This window comes from Streptomyces doebereineriae (genome assembly GCF_031845645.1).
Classification (GTDB): Bacteria; Actinomycetota; Actinomycetes; order Streptomycetales; family Streptomycetaceae; genus Streptomyces; species Streptomyces canus.
In genome coordinates this window covers 1-19,301 of the sequence record NZ_JAVREZ010000038.1, presented here as the reverse complement: position 1 = coordinate 19,301, position 19,301 = coordinate 1, and the positions used below count along the sequence as shown (strand labels likewise).

12 protein-coding genes and 1 pseudogene are annotated in these 19,301 nt (G+C 70.1%); 6 read left to right on the top strand and 7 right to left on the bottom strand.

Going from position 1 to position 19,301, the window contains the following annotated elements:
* Positions 1–29 precede the first annotated feature (29 nt).
* The 5 genes from RNB18_RS49655 to RNB18_RS49635 all read right to left on the bottom strand — a co-directional run bounded on the left by RNB18_RS49655 (position 30) and on the right by RNB18_RS49635 (position 6,417).
* Positions 30–2,606 carry a CBM35 domain-containing protein gene (locus RNB18_RS49655; protein WP_311720726.1) on the bottom strand — a complete coding sequence of 859 codons (2,577 nt, stop codon included), beginning with the start codon at positions 2,604–2,606 and terminating at the stop codon, positions 30–32.
* Positions 2,607–2,664: 58 nt separating this feature from the next.
* Complete coding sequence (locus RNB18_RS49650; protein WP_311720725.1) at positions 2,665–3,519, bottom strand: carbohydrate ABC transporter permease; 855 nt, start codon at positions 3,517–3,519, stop codon at positions 2,665–2,667.
* Positions 3,516–4,472, bottom strand: coding sequence for a carbohydrate ABC transporter permease (locus RNB18_RS49645; protein ID WP_311720724.1), 957 nt, complete (start codon positions 4,470–4,472; stop codon positions 3,516–3,518). The genes RNB18_RS49650 and RNB18_RS49645 overlap by 4 nt, the downstream gene beginning before the upstream one ends.
* 167 nt (positions 4,473–4,639) lie before the next feature.
* The gene (locus tag RNB18_RS49640; RefSeq protein ID WP_311720723.1) at positions 4,640–6,004 is read right to left on the bottom strand and encodes an ABC transporter substrate-binding protein; all 1,365 of its coding nucleotides are present in this window, start codon (positions 6,002–6,004) and stop codon (positions 4,640–4,642) included.
* Positions 6,005–6,066: 62 nt separating this feature from the next.
* Positions 6,067–6,417 carry a LacI family DNA-binding transcriptional regulator gene (locus RNB18_RS49635; protein WP_311720722.1) on the bottom strand — a complete coding sequence of 117 codons (351 nt, stop codon included), beginning with the start codon at positions 6,415–6,417 and terminating at the stop codon, positions 6,067–6,069.
* A 169-nt stretch (positions 6,418–6,586) separates the two neighbouring features.
* Here RNB18_RS49635 and RNB18_RS49630 point away from each other — a divergent pair, with 169 nt between their 5' ends.
* Complete coding sequence (locus tag RNB18_RS49630) at positions 6,587–8,692, top strand: alpha-galactosidase (RefSeq protein WP_311720720.1); 2,106 nt, start codon at positions 6,587–6,589, stop codon at positions 8,690–8,692.
* Positions 8,693–8,933: 241 nt separating this feature from the next.
* Here RNB18_RS49630 and RNB18_RS49625 read toward each other — a convergent pair whose 3' ends face one another.
* On the bottom strand, positions 8,934–9,485 hold the full coding sequence (locus RNB18_RS49625) for a CGNR zinc finger domain-containing protein (protein ID WP_311720719.1): 552 nt from the start codon (positions 9,483–9,485) through the stop codon (positions 8,934–8,936).
* A 349-nt stretch (positions 9,486–9,834) separates the two neighbouring features.
* On the opposite strand from RNB18_RS49625, the gene RNB18_RS49620 reads away from it, so the two are divergent.
* Positions 9,835–11,439, top strand: a complete 1,605-nt coding sequence (locus RNB18_RS49620) for a purple acid phosphatase family protein (protein WP_311720718.1) — start codon at positions 9,835–9,837, stop codon at positions 11,437–11,439.
* Between the two features lie 124 nt (positions 11,440–11,563).
* Positions 11,564–12,583: a LacI family DNA-binding transcriptional regulator gene (locus tag RNB18_RS49615; protein WP_311720743.1), complete on the top strand. Its 1,020-nt coding sequence runs from the start codon at positions 11,564–11,566 to the stop codon at positions 12,581–12,583.
* A gap of 18 nt (positions 12,584–12,601) precedes the next feature.
* On the opposite strand, the gene RNB18_RS49610 is transcribed toward RNB18_RS49615, so the two are convergent.
* Positions 12,602–16,207, bottom strand: coding sequence for a LamG-like jellyroll fold domain-containing protein (locus RNB18_RS49610; RefSeq protein ID WP_311720742.1), 3,606 nt, complete (start codon positions 16,205–16,207; stop codon positions 12,602–12,604).
* Positions 16,208–16,603: 396 nt separating this feature from the next.
* Between RNB18_RS49610 and RNB18_RS49605 the strand changes: the two genes are divergently transcribed.
* The 3 genes and pseudogenes from RNB18_RS49605 to RNB18_RS49595 form a co-directional block, all read left to right on the top strand.
* On the top strand, positions 16,604–17,635 hold the full coding sequence (locus RNB18_RS49605) for a LacI family DNA-binding transcriptional regulator (RefSeq protein ID WP_311720717.1): 1,032 nt from the start codon (positions 16,604–16,606) through the stop codon (positions 17,633–17,635).
* Positions 17,636–17,759: 124 nt separating this feature from the next.
* A complete protein-coding gene (locus RNB18_RS49600) occupies positions 17,760–19,007 on the top strand; it encodes a sugar ABC transporter substrate-binding protein (protein WP_311720716.1) in 1,248 nt (415 codons plus the stop codon).
* A 20-nt stretch (positions 19,008–19,027) separates the two neighbouring features.
* A pseudogene (locus tag RNB18_RS49595) lies at positions 19,028–19,301 on the top strand (sugar ABC transporter permease); the annotation flags it as partial.

Sequence of the window (19,301 nt, the reverse complement as noted above, 5' to 3'; positions counted from 1 at the left end):
ACTCTATGCGAGCAGGTCAACAGTCGTCGTCAGCCGGTGAGCGGTGCGACCGTGATCCGGTCGACGTTGGGCGCGTACGCCGTGGCATTGGCCAGGGTGATCGTGTTGGTGCCCGCGGAGAGGGTGACCGGCACCGGCAGGTCCCAGTAGTTGTTCCAGCTGTAGTTGTTGCGGAACATGACCGTCCGGTCGGTCCCGTTGACACCGATCCGGGCCGCGCGGGAGACGACGTTGGTGTTGTAGTTCCCGGAGCCGGAGACCTGGTTGTTGGCGTAGCGGACGTTCATGACGTAGCGCCCGGCGCTCGCCGCGTCGACCTTGAAGGTGAGCGTGTTGTCCGCGCCGTTGCCGATGTAGCCGACGTACTTGCCGCCGGAGGCCCAGGTGTCCGAGGTGACTACGGCGGTCCCGGCGAGGGTGGCGTCCTCGGCCTGGTAGGCGGTCACGCCCTTGGTGTCACCGGTCGCCGCGATGCGCAGGTCGCGCAGGGTGAGCGTGGTGGAGCCCGAAGCGGCGGCGGTGATGCGGTTGTTGCCCGCCGACAGGTACACCCGTGAGCACTTGTCGGTGACCTTGCCGCGCGTGGAGGCCAGCGTCACGGCGGTGGCGCCGTCCAGGGCGAGCGTGCCGGTGCCGTCGGAGGAGTAGTCGGTGTGGACCGTGTAGTAGCCGTCGTTCGGGGCGTACACGTCGAAGATCGCCGAGTCCGCGGAGTCCAGCGTCAGGGAACCGGCGCCGGTGATGCCGGACGCGGAGTAGCCGTACGTGGGCGTGCCGGTGACGTCGGTGTAGGCGGCCGGGTAGAGGGTCTGCGCGGTGGAGGCGGCGGTGAGGTCGACCTTGTCGAGGGTGACCTCGTTCGTGCCCTTGGCCAGGGCGATCGTGTGGCTGCCGGCGGTCAGTGACACCGAGGCGCGGGCGGTGGCGCGGTAGGTCCAGTTCAGGGTCGGACCGTAGGTGAGGGTCTGGGCCGCTCCGCCGTCCACGGTGAGGGTCTGGGTCGCCGGGGCGCCCGACTGGTTGCCGTAGAAGACGTCGAGGTCGTAGGTGCCCGTCCTCGGGACCTTGACCGTGAAGGCGACCTTGCTGGTCGGCTGGTTGAGGCTGCCGACGTCCTTGGTGCCCGAGGTGGCGTAGCCGTAGGCGTTGGACACCGAGCCCTGGCTGTAGACCGTGCCGCCGGTGATGGCCGCGCTCTCGGCCTCGTACGACGCCGACCAGGGGACGGAGGCCGCGGTGGGCGAGCCGGTGCCGGCGGGGTTCACGGTGATGCGGTAGGCCGACATCGGGTCGAGGCCGGTCAGCGGCACGGTGACGCTGCCGTCGGCGGCGACCGCGTAGGTGCTGCGGGCCAGCACCTTCGGCGCGGGCGCCCCGCCTTCGTAGCCGCTCCACGCGGTGCGCTCCACCGAGATGTTGACCTTCCTGCCGAAGGAGGACGGGATGTGCTGGATGACGGTGTCGGCCGAGCCGGAGGTGCCGCCGCCGAGGAGCACCTGGGCCTGCTTGCGTCCGGTGTCGAGGGAGGCGATGCCCTGGAGGGTGTCGGTGGTGTTGGCCTGCGGCGGGGTCACCTTGGCGGTCTGGCCGCTCAGCCCCGCGTACCAGCGCATCAGCCACCAGTTGCCGTTCGGGATGTTGGTCTGGGCGACGTTGTCGTCCAGGTTCCCGGCGATGTCCCAGTACGCGAGGTCGGCGTCGACCTTGTTCCGCTCGAACATCGACATCCACTGGACCATCTGCCCCGGCACGGACAGGTCGCGGCGGTCGGCGTACTCGTTGATGTTGACCGGCCGGGGGCTGATGCCCGCGTCGGTCTCGATGGTCCGGTAGGCGGCGAGGTTGGACTCGAAGTGCGCCAGGGAACCGGGATCCAGCTCGTGCCAGGTGGTGATGTCCGGCAGGACGTCGTTGGCCTTGGCCCACGGGTAGAAGTCGCCCATGAGCCGGGGGTCGTAGTGGGTCTCGTTGGGGCCGGCGATCCGGGCGTCCGGGATGATCGACCGGATCTTGTCGTAGACGGTCGTCCAGTCGCTCTTGAAGCTGCTCAGCGCGTTCGCGTAGGTCGTGGCGTCCGAACTGCCGAGGCCGGTGTACCAGTTGCCGTCCGGTTCGTTGAACGGCACCCACACGAACGTACCGGCGTCCGGACGGGCCGCCACCTTGCGGACCATGGTGTCGACCTTGGTCAGGTAGTCGCTCAACCCCAGGTTCTCGTAAGGCCAGTTCGCGTAGATGTCCTGCATGTAGATCAGGTTGTCGCCGCCGCCCGTTCTGGCGTACTGGGACTGGACGACCAGCGCGTCGCCGTTGGGGTGCTGGGCGCCGTCCGGCGCCTTCTGGGCGATGGTCTTCAGATGCAGGGGCGCGACCACGCTGTCCCCGGGCACGCCGTCGTCACTGAGGCCGTACAGGGCGCCGTTCGCACCGTGCATGACCGCGCCGGTGGTGGTGCCGAGGTCGACCTTGAGCTGGGGGGCGGCGGCCTGGGCGGCGGGTGAGGTGAGGAAGGAGCCGACGAGCGCGGAGACGACGGCCGCGCCGGCGAGGCCGACGAGACGACGGGTGGTGCGGGGGCTTTCGGGCAGGGCAGACGTACGAGGCATGGCTGACCTCCTCCTCCCGCACCGTTGCGGGAGGCTCGTGTTGCTTCGGGGGGTGGGGTTACTTGACGGCGCCGCTGGTGATGCCGGAGACGATGCGGCGCTGGGCGATGACGAAGACGAGCACCATGGGAAGGCTCATCATCACGACGTAGGCGAAGATCAGATGCCAGTTGTTGAGGTACAGCTGGGCGCTGGCGACCTGGTAGAGGTTGAGCGGCAGGGTGGCCCTGTCCCCTCCGCCGAGGACGAAGAAGGCGTAGAAGATGTCGCTCCAGGCGAACAGCATCACCATGATCGTCGCGGTGGCGATGACCGGTCGCAGCAGCGGCAGGATGATGCGCCAGAAGACCCGTACCGGCCCGGCCCCGTCCATGCGCGCCGCCTCCTCCAACTCCTCGGGGAGCGCGCGGATGAAACCGGTCATGAAGAAGATCGAGGTGGACAGGTACATCCCGGCGTAGACGCCGATCATGCCGGGCCGGGTGCCGGCCAGGCCCAGCTGGCGCAGCTCCATCACGATGGTGATCACCGCGGGCGGCAGCAGCAGACCGCTGATGCTCAGCGCGTACAGGGCGTTGACCAGCCGCCCCTTGCGGCGGGCGAACACCCAGGCGGCACCGGCCCCGAGGAGCAGCACCAGGACCACCGAAGGGGCCACCACCAGAAGGCTGTTGACGAAACCCTGGACGATCTTGCCCTCGTCGAAGGTCTCCTGGTAGTTCGCGGCGGCCTGGGCGTGGTGGGGCAGGGAGAGGTTGGGTTTGATGGCCTCGGCCTGCGGCTTTACCGAGGTGACCGCGACCAGCCACAGCGGGATGCCGATGGTCACGGCGGCGATGAGCAACACGACGACGGGCTGCACCCAGCGCCACGGGCGCCGGTGGACGGGCGCGAACGCGCCGACGGTGGTCACTGGTTGTTCTCCCTGCGGCGCAGACCGACGATGACGGGCACGGCGAGCACGACGACGATGAGGAACAGCACCAGGCTCATCGCCGAGGCCTGCGCGTAGAGCCCCTGACCGAAGATGCGGAACATGTAGATGTTGAACACCTCGGTCTCGCTGCCCGGTCCGCCCGCGGTGGTGGCCTGGACGATGTCGAAGGTGTTCATGGAGCCGATCAGCGCGGTGGTCACGTTGAACGTCACCGCCGGTGCCAGCAGCGGGAACCTGATCGCCCAGAAGGTCCGCCAGCCACCGGCCCCGTCGATCCGGGCCGCCTCCAGCACATCACCGGGCATGCTCTTCAGCCCGGCCAGATAGATCAGCATGGCCAGGCCCATCCACTTCCAGCCGTGGATGAGCGTGACGACGACCAGCGTCCAGGTGGTCGAGCCGAGCCAGGGCGTGTCGACGGGGTGACCCGCCAGCGACGACAACACGCTGTTGAGCGCCCCGTCCTGGGCGAGCAGGGCCCGGAAGATATAGCCCACTGCCAGGGCGGAGATCAGCACCGGAAGGAAGAACACCGCGCGGAAGAAACGGTTGAAGCGGGTGTCGCGCTCCAGGAGCAGGGCGAGCCCGAGACCGAAGCCGTTCTGGAAGACGGCCACGAGGACGGCGTACTCCAGGGTGATACGGAGGTCACGGACCATCGACCCGTCGTGCAGGATCGTGGAGAAGTTCGAGAAGCCCACGAAGCCGATCTGCGGGTGGAACGCCGACCAGTCGGTGAACGGGTAGACGAAGTTCAGCAGGTTCGGCAGCAGGAAGAACACCCCGAACACGGCGAGCGCGGGCACCGCGAACCACCACGGCTGGTTGGCCCTGCGACGGGACCGCCCGGGCCGGCCGGGACGCGCGGCCCGGTCCGCTTCTTTCGCGCGCGTGGCGTCACCGACGCCGAGGGTGGCTGTGTCCGCCACGTTTCAACCTCCGGTACGGGACCCCGGGCTCGCCGCCGACGGGCGGCCCGGGGGAGGGTCAGACGAAGATCTGCGGCTCTGCTGCGTGGGCGCGACCAGCCACGACGGCACCGCAGACGAGCGACGGCACAGGGCGCGGCACTCCCGGCGGAGCGCTTCGGTGCCGGTCAGAAGCCGGAGACTCCGCGGGCCTTGAGGACCTGGTCGAACTGGTCCTCGGCGGCCTGCGCGACCTGCTGCGGGGTCTTCTTGCCGTAGATCATGTCGGCGAGCGCGAGGTGCATGTCGGGGGCGGTCAGCGCCTTGACCTGGAAGACACCGGTGGCGGTGGAGAGCGCCTCGGCCTGGGCGATGGCGGTCTGCGGCAGTCCGTCGGGGTTGGGCACGGACGGCTCCACCGATACCAGCTTGTTGGCCTTGATGTAGGCCGGGTAATCCGCACCGAGCCAGAAGGACATGAACTGCCGGGCGGCCGTCTGCCGCTTGCTGTCACCCGTGTTGAAGGCGACCACGCCGTTGGTCTGGTCGGGTGAGTATTCGGCCTTGGCGGCGCTGTTGGAGAGCGGGAACCAGCCCAGCTTCTCGTCCATTTCGGCGGTGCTGGAGGTCGCCTGGATCTCGGACTGGAGCGAGGTGACGTTGACCGCCATCGCCGCGCTGCCGTCCATGATCGCCTTGCCCTGGTCGACGAAGGTCGCGGTCTTGTAGTTCTTCTGCGCGAGGCCGCCGTCGAGGACCTTCGTCTTGTACTTGGTGATGGCGTCCACGATGGCCTTGTCGGTCCAGGAGCCCTTGTTCTTGTTGAGGCTGTCCCAGAACGTCTGCGGCAGGTCCGTCATCTGGAGCTGCACCTGCCACTGCAGCGGCCACTTGTCGCCGCCGACCTCGAAGAAGGGGGCCACGCCCGTCTTCTCCTTGATGGTCTTGGCGTCGGCGAGCATGCCGTCGTAGCTGGTGGGCATCTCGGTGATGCCGGCCTTCTTGAAGACCGCCTTGTTGTAGTAGACGCCGAGCACCGCGGGGCTGGTGACGATCGCGGCGTAGCGGTGGCCGTCGACCTGGCCGAGACTCTGCTCCGTCTTGCCGAGCTTGGAGACCCAGTCCTCGTTGTCGAGCTGGAGCAGGTTCTGGGCCGGCTGGACGAACGGCAGGGTGCTGCCCGTGGGCTGCCAGAACATCAGGTCCGGCTTGGTGCCCGAGGCGAGCTTGGTCGGCACGTTGGACTCGTACGGGTCGGGGATCACCTCCGTGGTGATCTTGGCCCCGGTGGCCTTCTCGAACGCCTCGATGACCTGCTTGGGCTCGGAGACGCTGTTCTGAGCGACCCACATCGTGAGCTTGACGCCCTTGAGGGAGGCGGTGGCGTCGACCGACCCGGTGGGCGCGGCGCCGGCACCACCGGCGGTGCTGTCGCTGCACGCGGTGGCGGTCAGCCCGATGACGCAGGCAGTGGCGAGGACGGAGACGGCTCTTCTCATGGCGAGATCCTTGGTCGTGCGGAGGGTGAGGGTGGGCGGTGCGGCGGTGGGCATGCGGTGCGGTATCGCGGAGCGGGGTCGGCTGTCGGGGGCGGGAGGCCGGGTTTCGGTTCGGTTCAGGAGCCGCGCGGTCCGGCGCTCCCGCGGTGCACGAGGGTGGGTTCGGCCGGCACATGTGCGGACTTCTTTCGGCCGGTGTCCTTGGAGGTGACGACCGTGACCGCTCGGCTCACCCCGCCGACCAGGGCGAACGTGGGGGCGTTGCGCCTGGACCCCAGGGCTCGTGCAGCCGCTTCGAGGCGTCCGCGGTTCTCGTCCTTCACGTTCGGACGGCCGTTGATGACCCGAGAAACGGGCTGGTGGGAGACGCCCGCCGCCTGCGCGACATCGTGGATGGCGACGGGCCCGCGCCGCCCCGGGGAGGGAGCGGTCTGGCCGTCGAAGCTTGTGTGACCGGTCACATGCATGCGAGGATTGTGAGCGGTCACATTGCGGGCGTCAAGAGACCGTAACTGGGGATTTACCTTTGAAACACAACCGCCGACGCGGCCAACTCTCGCCCGACGAGCGCGAATTCCCAGCTCAGCCCAGACGAGAACGTGGCAGTACCGAACCATCCCGGAAGGGGAAATTGCGTTGACCGCAGCCGTCGGCACACTCGAGAGATCCTGCCTCTGGTCGCACCCGGGGCTCGGGCTGCATGCCGTCCTGGACGCCACGGGCTCGGTCCGGCTCGGGGCTCCCGACCAGGACTGGGCCGGTCTGGTCCCCCTCGTCGAGGTCACCGCCACCGGGCACGGACGCCTGTGGTCGGGGGAGCGCTTCATCGAGACCGCGATCGGCGACCGCCTGACCTACCGCGACCACGAGACGGTCCGGGAGGGGGGCGGGGAGCGTACGACGATCCGGCTCGCGGACCCGGAAACCGGCCTGGTCGCCGAGGTGGTCCTGGAGACGGCTCCGGGTGCCGGTTTCCTGCGCTCGCGGGTGCGTCTGGTCAACGAGGGCAGCACACCCCTCCGGCTCGAGAGCGTGAGCACCCTGACCGTCGGTGGCATCACCGACGTGGGCGGCGGTCTCGACGGACTGACCCTGCACTGGGCGGACAACGACTGGCTCGCCGAGTGCCGTTGGCGCAAGGCCCCCTTCCGTGACCAGGTCGTCCCGCTGAGCCGGCCCGCGCACGGTCACGAGGGGCGCGGCTGCTTCGAGCGCTCCTCGCAAGGGAGCTGGTCCACCGGGCGGCACCTGCCGATGGGGGCACTCACCGACTTCACCGGCCGCGCCTGGCTGTGGCAGATCGAGTCCAGCGCGGGGTGGCGCTTCGAGACCGGCGAACGCGAAGGCGCCGCCTACGTCGCCCTGTTCGGCCCTGACGACGCCCACCACCAGTGGCAGCACACCCTCGCGCCCGGCGAGGACTTCCACACCGTTCCCGCCGTCCTCGTCCGCGGCGAGACGGGCGGCCTCGACGCCGCCTTCGGTGAACTCACCGACTACCGCAGGCTGATCCGCCGCGACCACCCCGACCACCGCGCCCTGCCGGTGATCTACAACGACTACATGAACACCCTCATGGGTGACCCGACCACCGACAAGCTCCTGCCGCTCGTCGAGGCGGCGGGGACGGCGGGCGCCGAGGTCTTCGTCATCGACGCCGGGTGGTACGACGACGACGCCCAGGGCTGGTGGGACGCCGTCGGCGCATGGCAGCCCGCCCGGGGGCGTTTCCCTGGCGGCATCCAGGAGGTGCTGGACGCGATCCGGGGGCACGGCATGGTCCCGGGGCTGTGGCTGGAGCCCGAAGTCGTGGGTGTGCGCAGCCCGTTGGCCGCCACCCTGCCCCCCGAGGCGTTCTTCCGGCGCGGCGGTGTGCGCGTGACGGAACACGGACGGCACCATCTGGACCTGCGCCACCCCGCCGCCCGGGCCCACCTCGACGCGGTCGTGGACCGGCTGGTCGGAGAGTGGGGCGTCGGGTACCTCAAGCTGGACTACAACATCAACATCGGATCCGGCACGGAGAACGGCCCGGAGAGCCCCGGTGCCGGTCTGCTGGGCCACCACCGCGCCCACCTCGACTGGATGTCCGCCCTCCTGGACCGGCATCCCGGCCTGGTCCTGGAGAACTGCGGCTCCGGCGGTCTGCGCATGGACTACGCCCAACTCGCCGTCACCCAGCTCCAGTCCACCAGCGACCAGCAGGACCTGCTGCGCTACCCGCCCATCGCCGCGGCCGCCGCCACCGCCGTGGCCCCCGAACAGGCCGCGGTGTGGGCCTACCCGCAGCCCGACCACACCCCCGACCGGATCGCGTTCACCCTCACCGGCGCACTGCTGGGCCGGATCCATCTCTCCGGCTTCCTCGACGGCATGAACGACGAGCAGTTCGAGCTCGTCCGCTCCGCGATCCGGGTGTACAAGGACATCCGGCCGGAGATCGCCGGCGCCCGTCCCTTCTGGCCGCTGGGCCTGCCGGACTGGGAGGACGGCTGGATCGCCCACGGGCTGCGGGGGCGGGATGCGACGCTCGTCGCGGTGTGGCGGCGGGAGCGGGCCGGCGCCCCGGAGAGCCGTACGCTCACGCTGACCCACCTGCGCGGCGTCGAGGCGCGGCCGGAGGTGCTTCAGCCCACGACGGCCGGCGTCACGGTGGAGTGGGATGCGGCCGAGGGGAAGCTGACCGTTGGCCTGCCGCGCGCCGACACGGCCGTACTGCTCAGGCTGGCCGCGACCGCCTGAGTGTGGACGGGGCGGGCCTGGTCTGGCGGATCCGCCCCTCCCGCTGCGCGGCGTCGAGTCGCGGCCGGAGGTGCTTCAGCCCACGACGGCCGACGCCGCGGTGGAGTGGGACGGGGCCGAGGGGAAGCTGACCGTCGGTCTGCCGCGTACCGACACGGCCGTACTCCTCAGGCTGGCCGCGATCGCCTGAGCGCGGGACGGGGCGGGCCTGCTCTGCCGGATCCGCCCCTCCCGGGACCGGTCACGGGCTGACGCTCTTCTTCCGGGCCCGGTACGCCGCCGCCTTGATCTTGTTGCCGCACGACTCCATGCCGCACCACTGCCGGCGCATGCCCCGGGAGCGGTCGATGTAGACGCGGGTGCACTCGGGGTTGCCGCACTCCTTGAGCAGGGGTACGTCGGGGCCGCTCAGGAGTTCCACCGCGAGGCGGGCCACCGTGGAGAGCGCTTCCTCCGGGCCGGCCTGCGTCCACCGCCCGGACGGGGTGAGCTGGGGCACCGCGGGCGGCTTGCGGGCCGCGCTGTTGAGCACGGCCAGCGCCCCGGTGCCGTACTCCTCACCGAGCCGGCGGGCGGTCACCAGCTGGTACACGGCTTCCCGTACGGTCGTCGCCTGCTCGACGTCGGCCTCGCTGCTCGGCGAGACTGCGTCGACGACGCCGGACTCCCGATACCATGCGTCGAGCCTGTCCGGCGCCGCGAACATCTCGAAGCGCGTCGAGCGCCGCGCCCGGAGGGTAGCGGCGAAGTCGAGGGCCGGATCGCCGCACACGAAGACATGGTCGAGGTTCACATCACCATTCTGACGGGTGACGGGCCGTGCGGGCAAGGCTGGCTGTGTTGGCTCGCGTGGCGTCGCGTTGAAGGTCGAACCGGTGACGCACAGATGGTAGGAACCGGTCACGTCGAGGACCGCCGGTTGGGGGAGACGGTCCCCGCGGTCCGGGGTGAGTCCCAGGGGCCGGAGTGGAGACGGTCCTCTTCCGAGCGTCAACGGCCGGGCGGCCCCCGGCAAAGGCGGAGGCAAGATTCGCCCTCGTGGGCCGCCACTCCCGGCTCGACGACCAACTGGCCATGCGGCGTTCACTCAAGTGCCGCCGAGGCGCGCCAGGGTGCGGTCGTCGTCAGCCAGGGAGGGCACCATGACCGCACAGTCAGGTCCAGGTACATCGGACGGGTCGCCGAAGGCTTCCGAGGGGGTCAGCCGGCGGCACGCGCTGGGCCTGTTCGGTACCGCGGGGGCGGGCGCCGCCGTCACCCCGCTGCTCGGAGCGGGAACGGCACAGGCCGCCCCCGCCCTGCATCTCACCGCCGACTCCTCCGGCGCGCCCCCGGTCCAGGGGCTGCACCTGACCTTCGGCGCGGACCCGCGCACCCAGATGACGGTCTCGTGGCTCACCGACCGGCCGGTGACCAGACCGGCGGTGCGCTACGGCACCCTGGAGCACGGCTTCGGCTCCAGCTCCGAGGCCCGGACCGCCACCTACGTCGACGGCACGTCCGGCCGTACCGTGTACGTCCACCACGCCGCGCTGGAACGGCTCCGCCCCGGCACCGAGTACATCTACCTCGCCACCCACGAGGGGGCCACCCCCGACAGCGGTACGTTCCGGACGGCTCCGCGCGGGCGGCAGCCGTTCACCTTCACCAGCTTCGGCGACCAGTCCGCGCCGCAGGTGACCTGGGCGGCCAACGGCACGCCCGCGCTGGACGCGAACTCCACCCCCGCGACCAAGGACATCGTCACCGGCGTCGAGCAGGTCGCCCCGCTCTTCCACCTCCTCAACGGCGACCTGTGCTACGCCAACCTCGACGTCGACCGGGTCCGCACCTGGAACAACTTCTTCACCAACAACACCCGTTCCGCGCGCTTCCGCCCCTGGATGCCCGCGGCCGGCAACCACGAGATCGAGAAGGCCAACGGCCCGCTCGGACTCGGCGCCTACCAGACCTACTTCGCCCTCCCGTCCACCGAGACCGACGCCGAACTCGCCGGTCTCTGGTACGCGTTCACGGTCGGCTCGGTCCGCGTGATCGTGCTCCAGAACGACGACAACTGCCTCCAGGACGGCGGTGACATCTACGTCAGCGGCTACTCCGGCGGGCGCCAACTCGCCTTCCTGGAAAGGGAGCTGAAGGCGGCGCGGTCCTCCCGGGACATCGACTGGGTGGTCGTGGCCATGCACCAGGTCATGATCAGCTCCTCGGACGCCAACGGCGCCGACCTCGGCCTGCGCCAGAAGTACGGCCCGCTGTTCGACACGTACGGCGTGGACCTGGTCCTGTGCGGCCACGAGCACAACTACGAGCGCTCACTTGCCGTCCGCGGAGTCGTCACCGGCAGCGAGACGCTGACCCCGAACCCGGTCTCCGGGGCCACCGACTCCATCGACACCGGCCTGGGCACCGTGCACATGATCCTCGGGGGCGGAGGCGTCTCGGGCACCACCAACCAGAACTTCTTCAAGGACGGCACCGCCAAGGTGATCACCGCCGTGTCGGCGACCGCCGGTGCCAACGGGAAGCGCACGTCCACCTACACCAAGGAGCAGGCGGTCTGGACGGGGGTCCGCGACATCGAGCACCCCTACGGCTTCGCCGCCTTCACGGTCGACCCCGGCCGGCACGCCGGTGACACCACCCGCATGCACGTGACCTACTACAACGTGAACAAGCCCGGCGGCGACCTGTCGGTCTTCGAGACGTTCACACTGCACCGCCGCCGCTCGGACGGCCACACCGGGTAACGGTGTCTCCCAGGGGGTTCAAGCCCTGACCAGTCGCTCTGGCTAGGATTCGAGGTGCCGACATCGGGAGACATCAATGACGCCAGTGGGAGGACAGGGCCAGAGCCCTGGCGCGCCGCGTGCCGTGGATGTGGCCAGGCTGGCCGGCGTGTCGCAGAAGACGGTCTCGCGGGTCTTCAACGGTGAGCGATACGTGTCCGCCGATGTACGGGGGCGGGTGCTTCAGGCCGCGGAGGAACTCGGCTACCGGCTGAACAGCGCGGCCCGTGCGCTGGCCTCGGGACGTACCCGCTCGATCGGCGTGGTCGCGCTCGGAACCGCCCTGTACGGCCCCGCCTCCCTGCTCATCGGCATCGAGCGGGCCGCCCGGGACGCGGGATACGCGCTCCGCGTGGTCAACACGCAGGAGGGCGATCCGGCGGGTGTCGCGGGGGCCGTGGAGTCGCTTCTCGAACAGGGCGTGGACGGCATCGTCGTGTCCGAACCGATCGACGAGGGTTCGGTGCCGCTCACAGCCGGCGTCCCCGTCCTGGTCCTCGGCGCGCCCGCGGCATTCGGGGGCCCGCGCGCGGTCGCGGCAGGCGTCGGTGCCGAGTCACTGGCGCGGGCGGCCACCGAACACCTGCTGGACCTCGGGCATGTGACGGTCCATCACTTGGCTGGCCCGCAAAGGTGGTTCGCCGCCCGGGACCGTCTCCGGGGCTGGCGAGAGGCGCTCGCGGCACGCGACAGGGAACAGCCGCCCGTCATCGAGGGCGACTGGTCGGCCTCGTCCGGCTACGCGGCGGGCCGCGAACTCGCCGCCGCCGGTGATGTCACCGCGGTGTTCGCCGCCAACGACGACATGGCCGTCGGCCTCGTCCGCGCACTGCTGGAAGCGGGCCTGCGTGTGCCGGAGGACGTAAGTGTCGTCGGCTTCGACGACATCCCCGTCTCCGCGTATGTCACCCCACCGCTGACCACCGTGCGCCAGCCGTTCGACGCCGTGGCCCGGGAAGGGCTGCGACTCCTGGTGCAGGCCATCGAGAAACCGGACGCCGAGCCGGCCCCGGCGAGCGACCCACCGGTCGAGCTCGTCGTACGCGCCTCGACGGCGCCCCCGCCGACGGGCGGACGGAGAAGGGCCGGCACCGGCGGCGCCTGACGGCGCCGCCGGTGGTGGTCACTTCTCCCGCGAGTACGGCGCCACGGTGATCCGGTCGATCAGCGGCGCGTAACGGGATCGGAGCAGCACTCCGGGGAAGGTCTCCGAGGCGTAGGTCGTGCCGTCGAAGTTCGGCAGCTCCTCGGAGCGGAAGGCGATCGTGTTCTGTCCCTTCTTCAGGGTGACGGGGACGGTCAGCTCCCAGAAGTTGTCCTGGTGGAAGCTGTGCGGGAAGCCGACGCGCCGCGTCTCGCCGCCGTTGACGGTGATGTCGGCGTGGCGGGCCAGTGGGTCCGGGTTGTAGTGGGTGGCCTCGGACTGCTCCAGGTTGGAGTAGCGGACGCGCAACGCGTACAGACCGGCCCGGTCCGCGGCGACGGTGAACGTCGCGGTGTTGCCGTTGCCCGGGTCGCCGCCGATGCCGGTGATCGCCGTGCCGTCGGTGGCCAGGGGCAGCGGGGTGAGCGTGGCCGAGCCCGCGAGCACCGCGTCCTGGGCCTCGTACGTACGGGCTTTCAGCGCTCCCTCGGTCGGTGCGACCGTCAGGCGGTCGACGAGGGTGACCGACGAACCGCCCGTCAGCGTCACCTTGTTGACACCGCCTGAGAGGGAGACCGCGACGCTGCTCCTGCTCTTGGCCAGGCGCAGGACGTCATGTCCGTTGACGGAGAGCCGCGCGCCGGTCCCGCCGAGGGTGTCGACCCCGAGGGTGGCCTCGCGGTCGGCGGGGGAGTACACCCAGAACGTGGCGGTCTGGCCCTTGGCGAGCCGGGCCGCGCCCGAGCCGGTGGCCGCCCGCTCGGGCAGGGTGTAGACGGGCTGTGCCCCGCCGCTCAGCCAGGCCAGCTCGCCCTCGTAGACCTGCGTGCCGGCCGAGGCCGCGGGAAGGGCGAGGGTGAGGCGGTCGACGATGGCGTCACCCTTCGTCGCACGCTTGCCGTCCAGGCTCTTCGCCGCGAGCGTCAGCGTGTGCTTGCCCTTGGTGAGCTTCACCTTGGTGTCGGTGTGGTCCCACACCACCCACTTGTAGCCGAGCGGCAGATACAGCTGCTGCTCGCTGTCGGCCTGGCCGTCCACGCGCAGGAAGACATTGGTGGGCCCCTGCTCCTTCACCTTGTCGAAGGTGTTGAGGGAGTTGGCGAAGACGCTCAGGTCGTAGGTGCCGTCCTCGGGCACGTCCACCGTGAAGTCGAGCGTGACGTCCGAGCCGGTGCGCAGTCCGCCCACGTCGTAGCCGCCGGAGGTGTAGAACTTCGACACGTCGGACGTGGAGCCCTCCGGGCCGTTCTTCGAGTAGCCGGACCCGGTGTGGGCCGCGTCCTCCGCCTCGTACGAACCCTGCCAACGCACCGGCGGGGACTGGGTCTTCGCCGCCTTCCCGGCCGGGCTGAGGACGATCTCGTACGCCGAGGACTCCTTCAGCTTCGGCAGCGCGCTGTCACCGAAGTCGACGGTGACCGTGCCGTCGTCCGCGACCTTCAGGTTCGTCTCCGTGAGCAGCTTCGGGCCGGAGGAGTCGCCGACCTGCCCGCTCCACTCGATCTCCCGCACCCAGGCGTGCACACGGTCACCGAAGAGCTTCTTCGGGACGCCCGAGAAGGTGATGTGACCCTTGCCCGTGGAGCCGCCGAAGAGCAGCCGGGCCTGCTTCTTCTTCTGGTCGAGCGTGGCCACGCCCTGCATGGTGTAGTTCTCGCCGGGGAACGGCGGGGTCACCGCCACCGTGTGCCCGCTCATCGAGGCATACGAATGGAGCAGCCACCACTGGCCGTTGCCGCGGTTGGACTGCACTGCGGAGTCGGAGAGGTTGCCGTCGATGTTCCAGTACGCGATGTCGGCGTCCACCTTGGACTCCTCGATCGCGGAGACCCACTGGATCATCTGGCCGGGGACGGAGGTGTGGTAGTTGAAGGCGTACTCGTTGATATTGATGGGGAGTTGGGTGCCCTCGCGGTCGGTGCCCTTGAACAGCTCCTTCTCCCACACCCGGTACTTGGCGACGCTCGCGCGCACCGCCTCCGGGTGGCTCAGCTCGTGCCAGGTGATGACGTCCGGGAGGGTGCCTGCGGCCAGGGCATGGGTGAGGAAGCCCTTCACCTGGTCGTAGAGGATGCTGGTGTTGGGACCGGCGATACGGGCGTCCGGCATCTTGGTCTTGATGAGCTTGTACGCGGAGTCCCAGGCGGCGAAGTAGTCGTCGGGGTCGCTGAGCCAGCTGACCTTGTTGTAGCTCCACTGGCCGGTGCCGAACATGTTGCCCTCGGGCTCGTTGAACGGCACGAAGACGATGTTGTCCTGGTACTGCTTCGGCAGCTGGAGCACCTGGTCGACCTGCTTGGCGATCTTCTCCTCATAGAGCTTGAGCTTCTCCGCGGGGGTGTCGCCCGGCCACTCGTACGGGAAGCCGCGGTGGATGTCGGTCATGTAGATGTAGACATCACCGTCGGTGGAGTCGGCCAGCGGCTTGACCACGTCCAGTGCGTCCGCACCGGGGTGCTGCGGACCGTCCTGCGCCTTGGTGGAGACCGTGCGCAGGCCCATGCCCTCGATGAGGTTGTTGGTGGGCACGTCCGGTCCGTACACCCCGTAGAGGGTGCCGGAGGCGCCGCCGTGGAACGCGCCGGTGTCCGAGCCGAGGTCGACGGTGAGCTGTCCCTCGCGGACCACGGTGACGTTCGCCCGCACCGCGCGTCCCGCGGCCGTTCCCGCCACGGTGAAGGTCCCCGGCTCGGCGTACTTCTCGGGCGGTACGGCGTCCCAGGTGACCGGCGTGTCGCGGTCGTAACCGTCGGAGAAGCCGGCGCGGACGGCCGCCGGGAGGGTCGGGGCGGTCCCGTCGGTCGTACGGACGTCGAAGGACGTCTTCGAGAGTTCCTGGAGAGTCGGTACGGCACCGACCAGGCCGGCCACCTGCTCGGACGTGAGCGCCGAGTGCCACACGGCGAAGTCGTCGACGGCGCCCTTGAGCAGCGGGTCCGGGTAGAGGGACTTGCCTATGTAGCCGGCGGCGGTCGCCGAACCGCTCAGCAGGTCCTTGGCCTTGATGGCGGTCGCGGCGGAGGAGACCGCCACCCCGTCGAGGTAGGTGGTGAGCCGGCCCGCGGTGGTGTCGAGGGTGACGGTGACCGTCCGCCACGCGTCCGCGGGCAGCGCCGCATAGCCGCGGACCTGGGTCTCCGCGCCGCCTCCGCCGGTGGTCACGGAGGTCTGGAACAGCCCATTGCCGTTGTAGGGCGTGCTGAAGAGGTACTTGCTGGTGTCGGTGCCCAGGTCGAAGATCCGCTGCCAGGACGACGTGTCGCCGCTCCACTTCACCCGGGCGGAGACCGTCAAGTCGCTTGCGTCGCCGACCACTTCGCGGGGCAGACGGACGTAGGCGCCGTCGGAGGTGGGGGCCCCGCCGGGCAGGGCCAGCGCCTTGCCGCCGTCCGTGCCCGCGACGGACTGGGCCGTCGAGCCGTTCACCAGGCTCGCCGTCAGTCCGTTGCCGGAGCTGTCGGTGATCCTTCCGGAGGCGAGGTCGTCCTGGTCGAAGGTGTAGCGGGCGGCGGGCCCGGGCGCCTCGGCCGCGTGCGCGGAAACGGCGGGCGCGGCCAGCAGGCCCGCGCCGACGGCCAGCGCCATGGCGGCCGGCGCGCGGCGGCGCGTGGATCTGTCAGCGGATGACATGGATACGTCCTCAATCGTCGAGTAACGGGTTCCGTCGGCCCGTCTCAGTCGCCGTCGAATCGGTTCGATCCAGGCAGGTGTGCAGGGGGAGGGCACGTGTAGGGGGATGCGGGTGCGGCGGCTCTGTGACGGTAGGTGCGAGGGAGTCGCCCTGGGCGACTGTGTCGAACCGGTTCGGCGAAGCTAGCACCGGGACATCGGGCCAGCAATCCCTTCGACACAGGGATCTCGCTGCCTCTCCCACCCCGTCAGCGAATACGTTCAGGGTATTGACAGGCGTCGGGGCAGTTCCTACGTTCACTTCCACGCGAACCGGTTCGACAAGCCGGTCGCCCGTCCCAAGGAGTCGCCGTGAACATCGGTGAGATCGCCCGGCGGGCCGGTGTCTCGCGCAGCACCGTGTCCTACGCACTGAGCGGCAAGCGCCCGGTGTCGGAGGACACGCGCCGGAAGATCCAGCAGGTCGTCGACGAACTGGGCTACCAGCCCAGCGCCAGCGCCCGCGCCCTGGCCAACGGGCGGACCAGCACCATCGGCCTGGTCTTCCCGCCGGCCGGGAACCACTACACGGGGATGCAGCTCGACTTCATCGGCAGCGTGGTGGAGGCCGCCGCGGCCTACGACTACGACGTGCTGCTGTCGCCCAGCGGCATGGACAGCGACCGTTCCTTCCAGCGGCTGCTGGGGGAGCGCAGGGTCGACGGCGCGATCCTGATGGAGATCAGGCTGGAGGACGACCGGGCCGATCACCTGGCCGCGCTCGGCTTCCCCTCCGTCGCCATCGGCCGCACCGCCCACCCGGAGGACGGCTGGTACGTCGGCCTGGACCACACCGCGCTGGCGGCGGCCTGCGTCCATCACCTCGCGGACCTCGGCCACCGCCGAGTCGCCTTCGTCAACCGGCCCGAACAACTCCTGAGGACCGGGTACGAGTCCGCCCACCGCGGACTGGACGGCTTCACGAAGGCCGCGGCCGAACGCGGGCTGACGGTGCGGACGTACTGCTGCGGGGACGACGCCGCCGCGGGCCAGGCCTGCGTGGAACGGATCCTGCACGACGACCCGGCCACCACGGCCCTGGTCACCCTGAACGAGGCCGCGCTGGGCGGCCTCTACCGGGGACTCGCCCACGCGGGACGCCATGTGCCACGCGACTTCTCCATCACCGGGATCGTCGCCAACCGCTGGGCGGAGACGGTGACCCCGCAGCTCACCGCGGCGGACGTACCGGCGGCCGAGATGGGCCGGCTCGCCGTCGACCTGCTGGTGGAGCGGCTGGACCACTCCGACGCGCAGCCCCGGCAGCATCTGCTCATCCCACCGATCTCGCTGCGGGCCAGCACCGGGCCCGCGGGGCCTCCGCGGGCCGACACGACGGCCTGACCGCACCCCGGAACCACTCGTCACACCGCCGCACGCCCGGGCACCACGGCGCTGCTCGCGGTGCCCTCATCTCCGCGCGCCCCCTGCCGCGGCACCCGCATGCCACAAACCGAAGGAACCCACCATGAACAGCTTCTCCAGACGGCGCCGTCCGACCGCCGCGGTCCTGATCTCCCTGGCCGTCGCCACCGGCGTCACCGCCTGCGGCTCCGGCTCCGGCAGCAGCGGCACCAAGGGCGCCGACAGCGGCACGTACACCGTCTGGGACCCCTACCCGCAGTTCGCCAAGGGCTCGGCCTGGACGAACCTGCTCGACAAGTGCGGCACCGAGGCGGGCGTGAAGGCCAAGCGGACCGGCTTCGACACCAGCGACCTGACGAACAAGGCCCTGCTGGCGGCCCAGCAGGGCAACTCCCCGGACATCCTCATCGTCGACAACCCGGTCGTCTCGACCCTGGCCGAGGCGGGCGTCCTCACCACGACCGACGACAACAAGCTGGACACCTCCAAGGTGGACCCCAACCTCCTCGCGGCCGGCCAGTCGGGCGGCAAGACCTACGGCACCCCGATCGGCGCCAACACCCTCGCCCTCTACTACAACAAGAAGGTCCTGAAGGAAGCCGGCGTCGACATCACCTCGGTGAAGGACTGGGCGTCCCTGACGGCGGCCCTGGAGAAGGTGAAGAAGGCGGGCAAGAAGGGCATCACCTTCTCCGCGATCGGCACCGAGGAGGGCAGCTTCCAGTTCCTGCCGTGGTTCTGGGGCGCGGGCGCGAAGCTGACCCAACTCGACTCCGCCCAGGGTCAGTCGGCGCTCTCCCTGTGGAAGGACTGGCTCAAGGGCGGCTACGCCCCCAACTCGGTCCTCAACAACACCCAGACGACCAGCTGGCAGGAGTTCGCGACCGGCGACTACGCCTTCGCCGAGAACGGCACCTGGCAGCTCGCCAACGCCAAGAAGGCCGGCTTCGACTACGGCGTGCTCCCGATACCCGGCGCCTCCGGCGGCAGCGCCGCCGCCCCGACCGGCGGCGAGTTCGTCACCCTCCCGGTACAGGACGACACCGGCCGCTACACCACCGCCCAGAAGCTGGCGACCTGCCTGACCAGCACCCAGAACCTGTACGACACCGACACCACCCTGTCCTACGTGGCCCCCACCAGCGAGGTCCAGGACAAGCAGGTGGCCGCGAACGCGGAGCTGAAGCCCTGGGTCGACGCGGTCAAGGCGGCCAAGGGACGCACCAGCGACGACCTCGGCACCAAGTACCCGAAGATCTCCGAGCAGATGTGGAAGGCCGTCCAGTCCGCACTCAGCGGCTCCAAGTCCCCGAAGGACGCGCTGACCGACGCCCAGTCCGCCGTCAAGTGAGCACACCCCGGGGCCAGTTGATGAGCCAGACGACACAAGTGCCGCGCCCGCGGACCGACTCCAAGGGCGCGGCCCCCGAGGCGCGGCGCCGTCCCGCCTCCCCGCAGTGGGCCGCCTGGGCCTTCCTCGCCCCGGTGACCCTGTACCTCGTCCTGTTCTACGCGTACCCGCTGTACCGCAACCTCGACCTGAGCCTGCGCCACTACACCGTGCGCTCGTTCGTGCAGGGGGATGCGCCCTTCACCGGCCTGGCGAACTACCGGACGGTCTTCGACGACCCGACCTTCGCCCCGG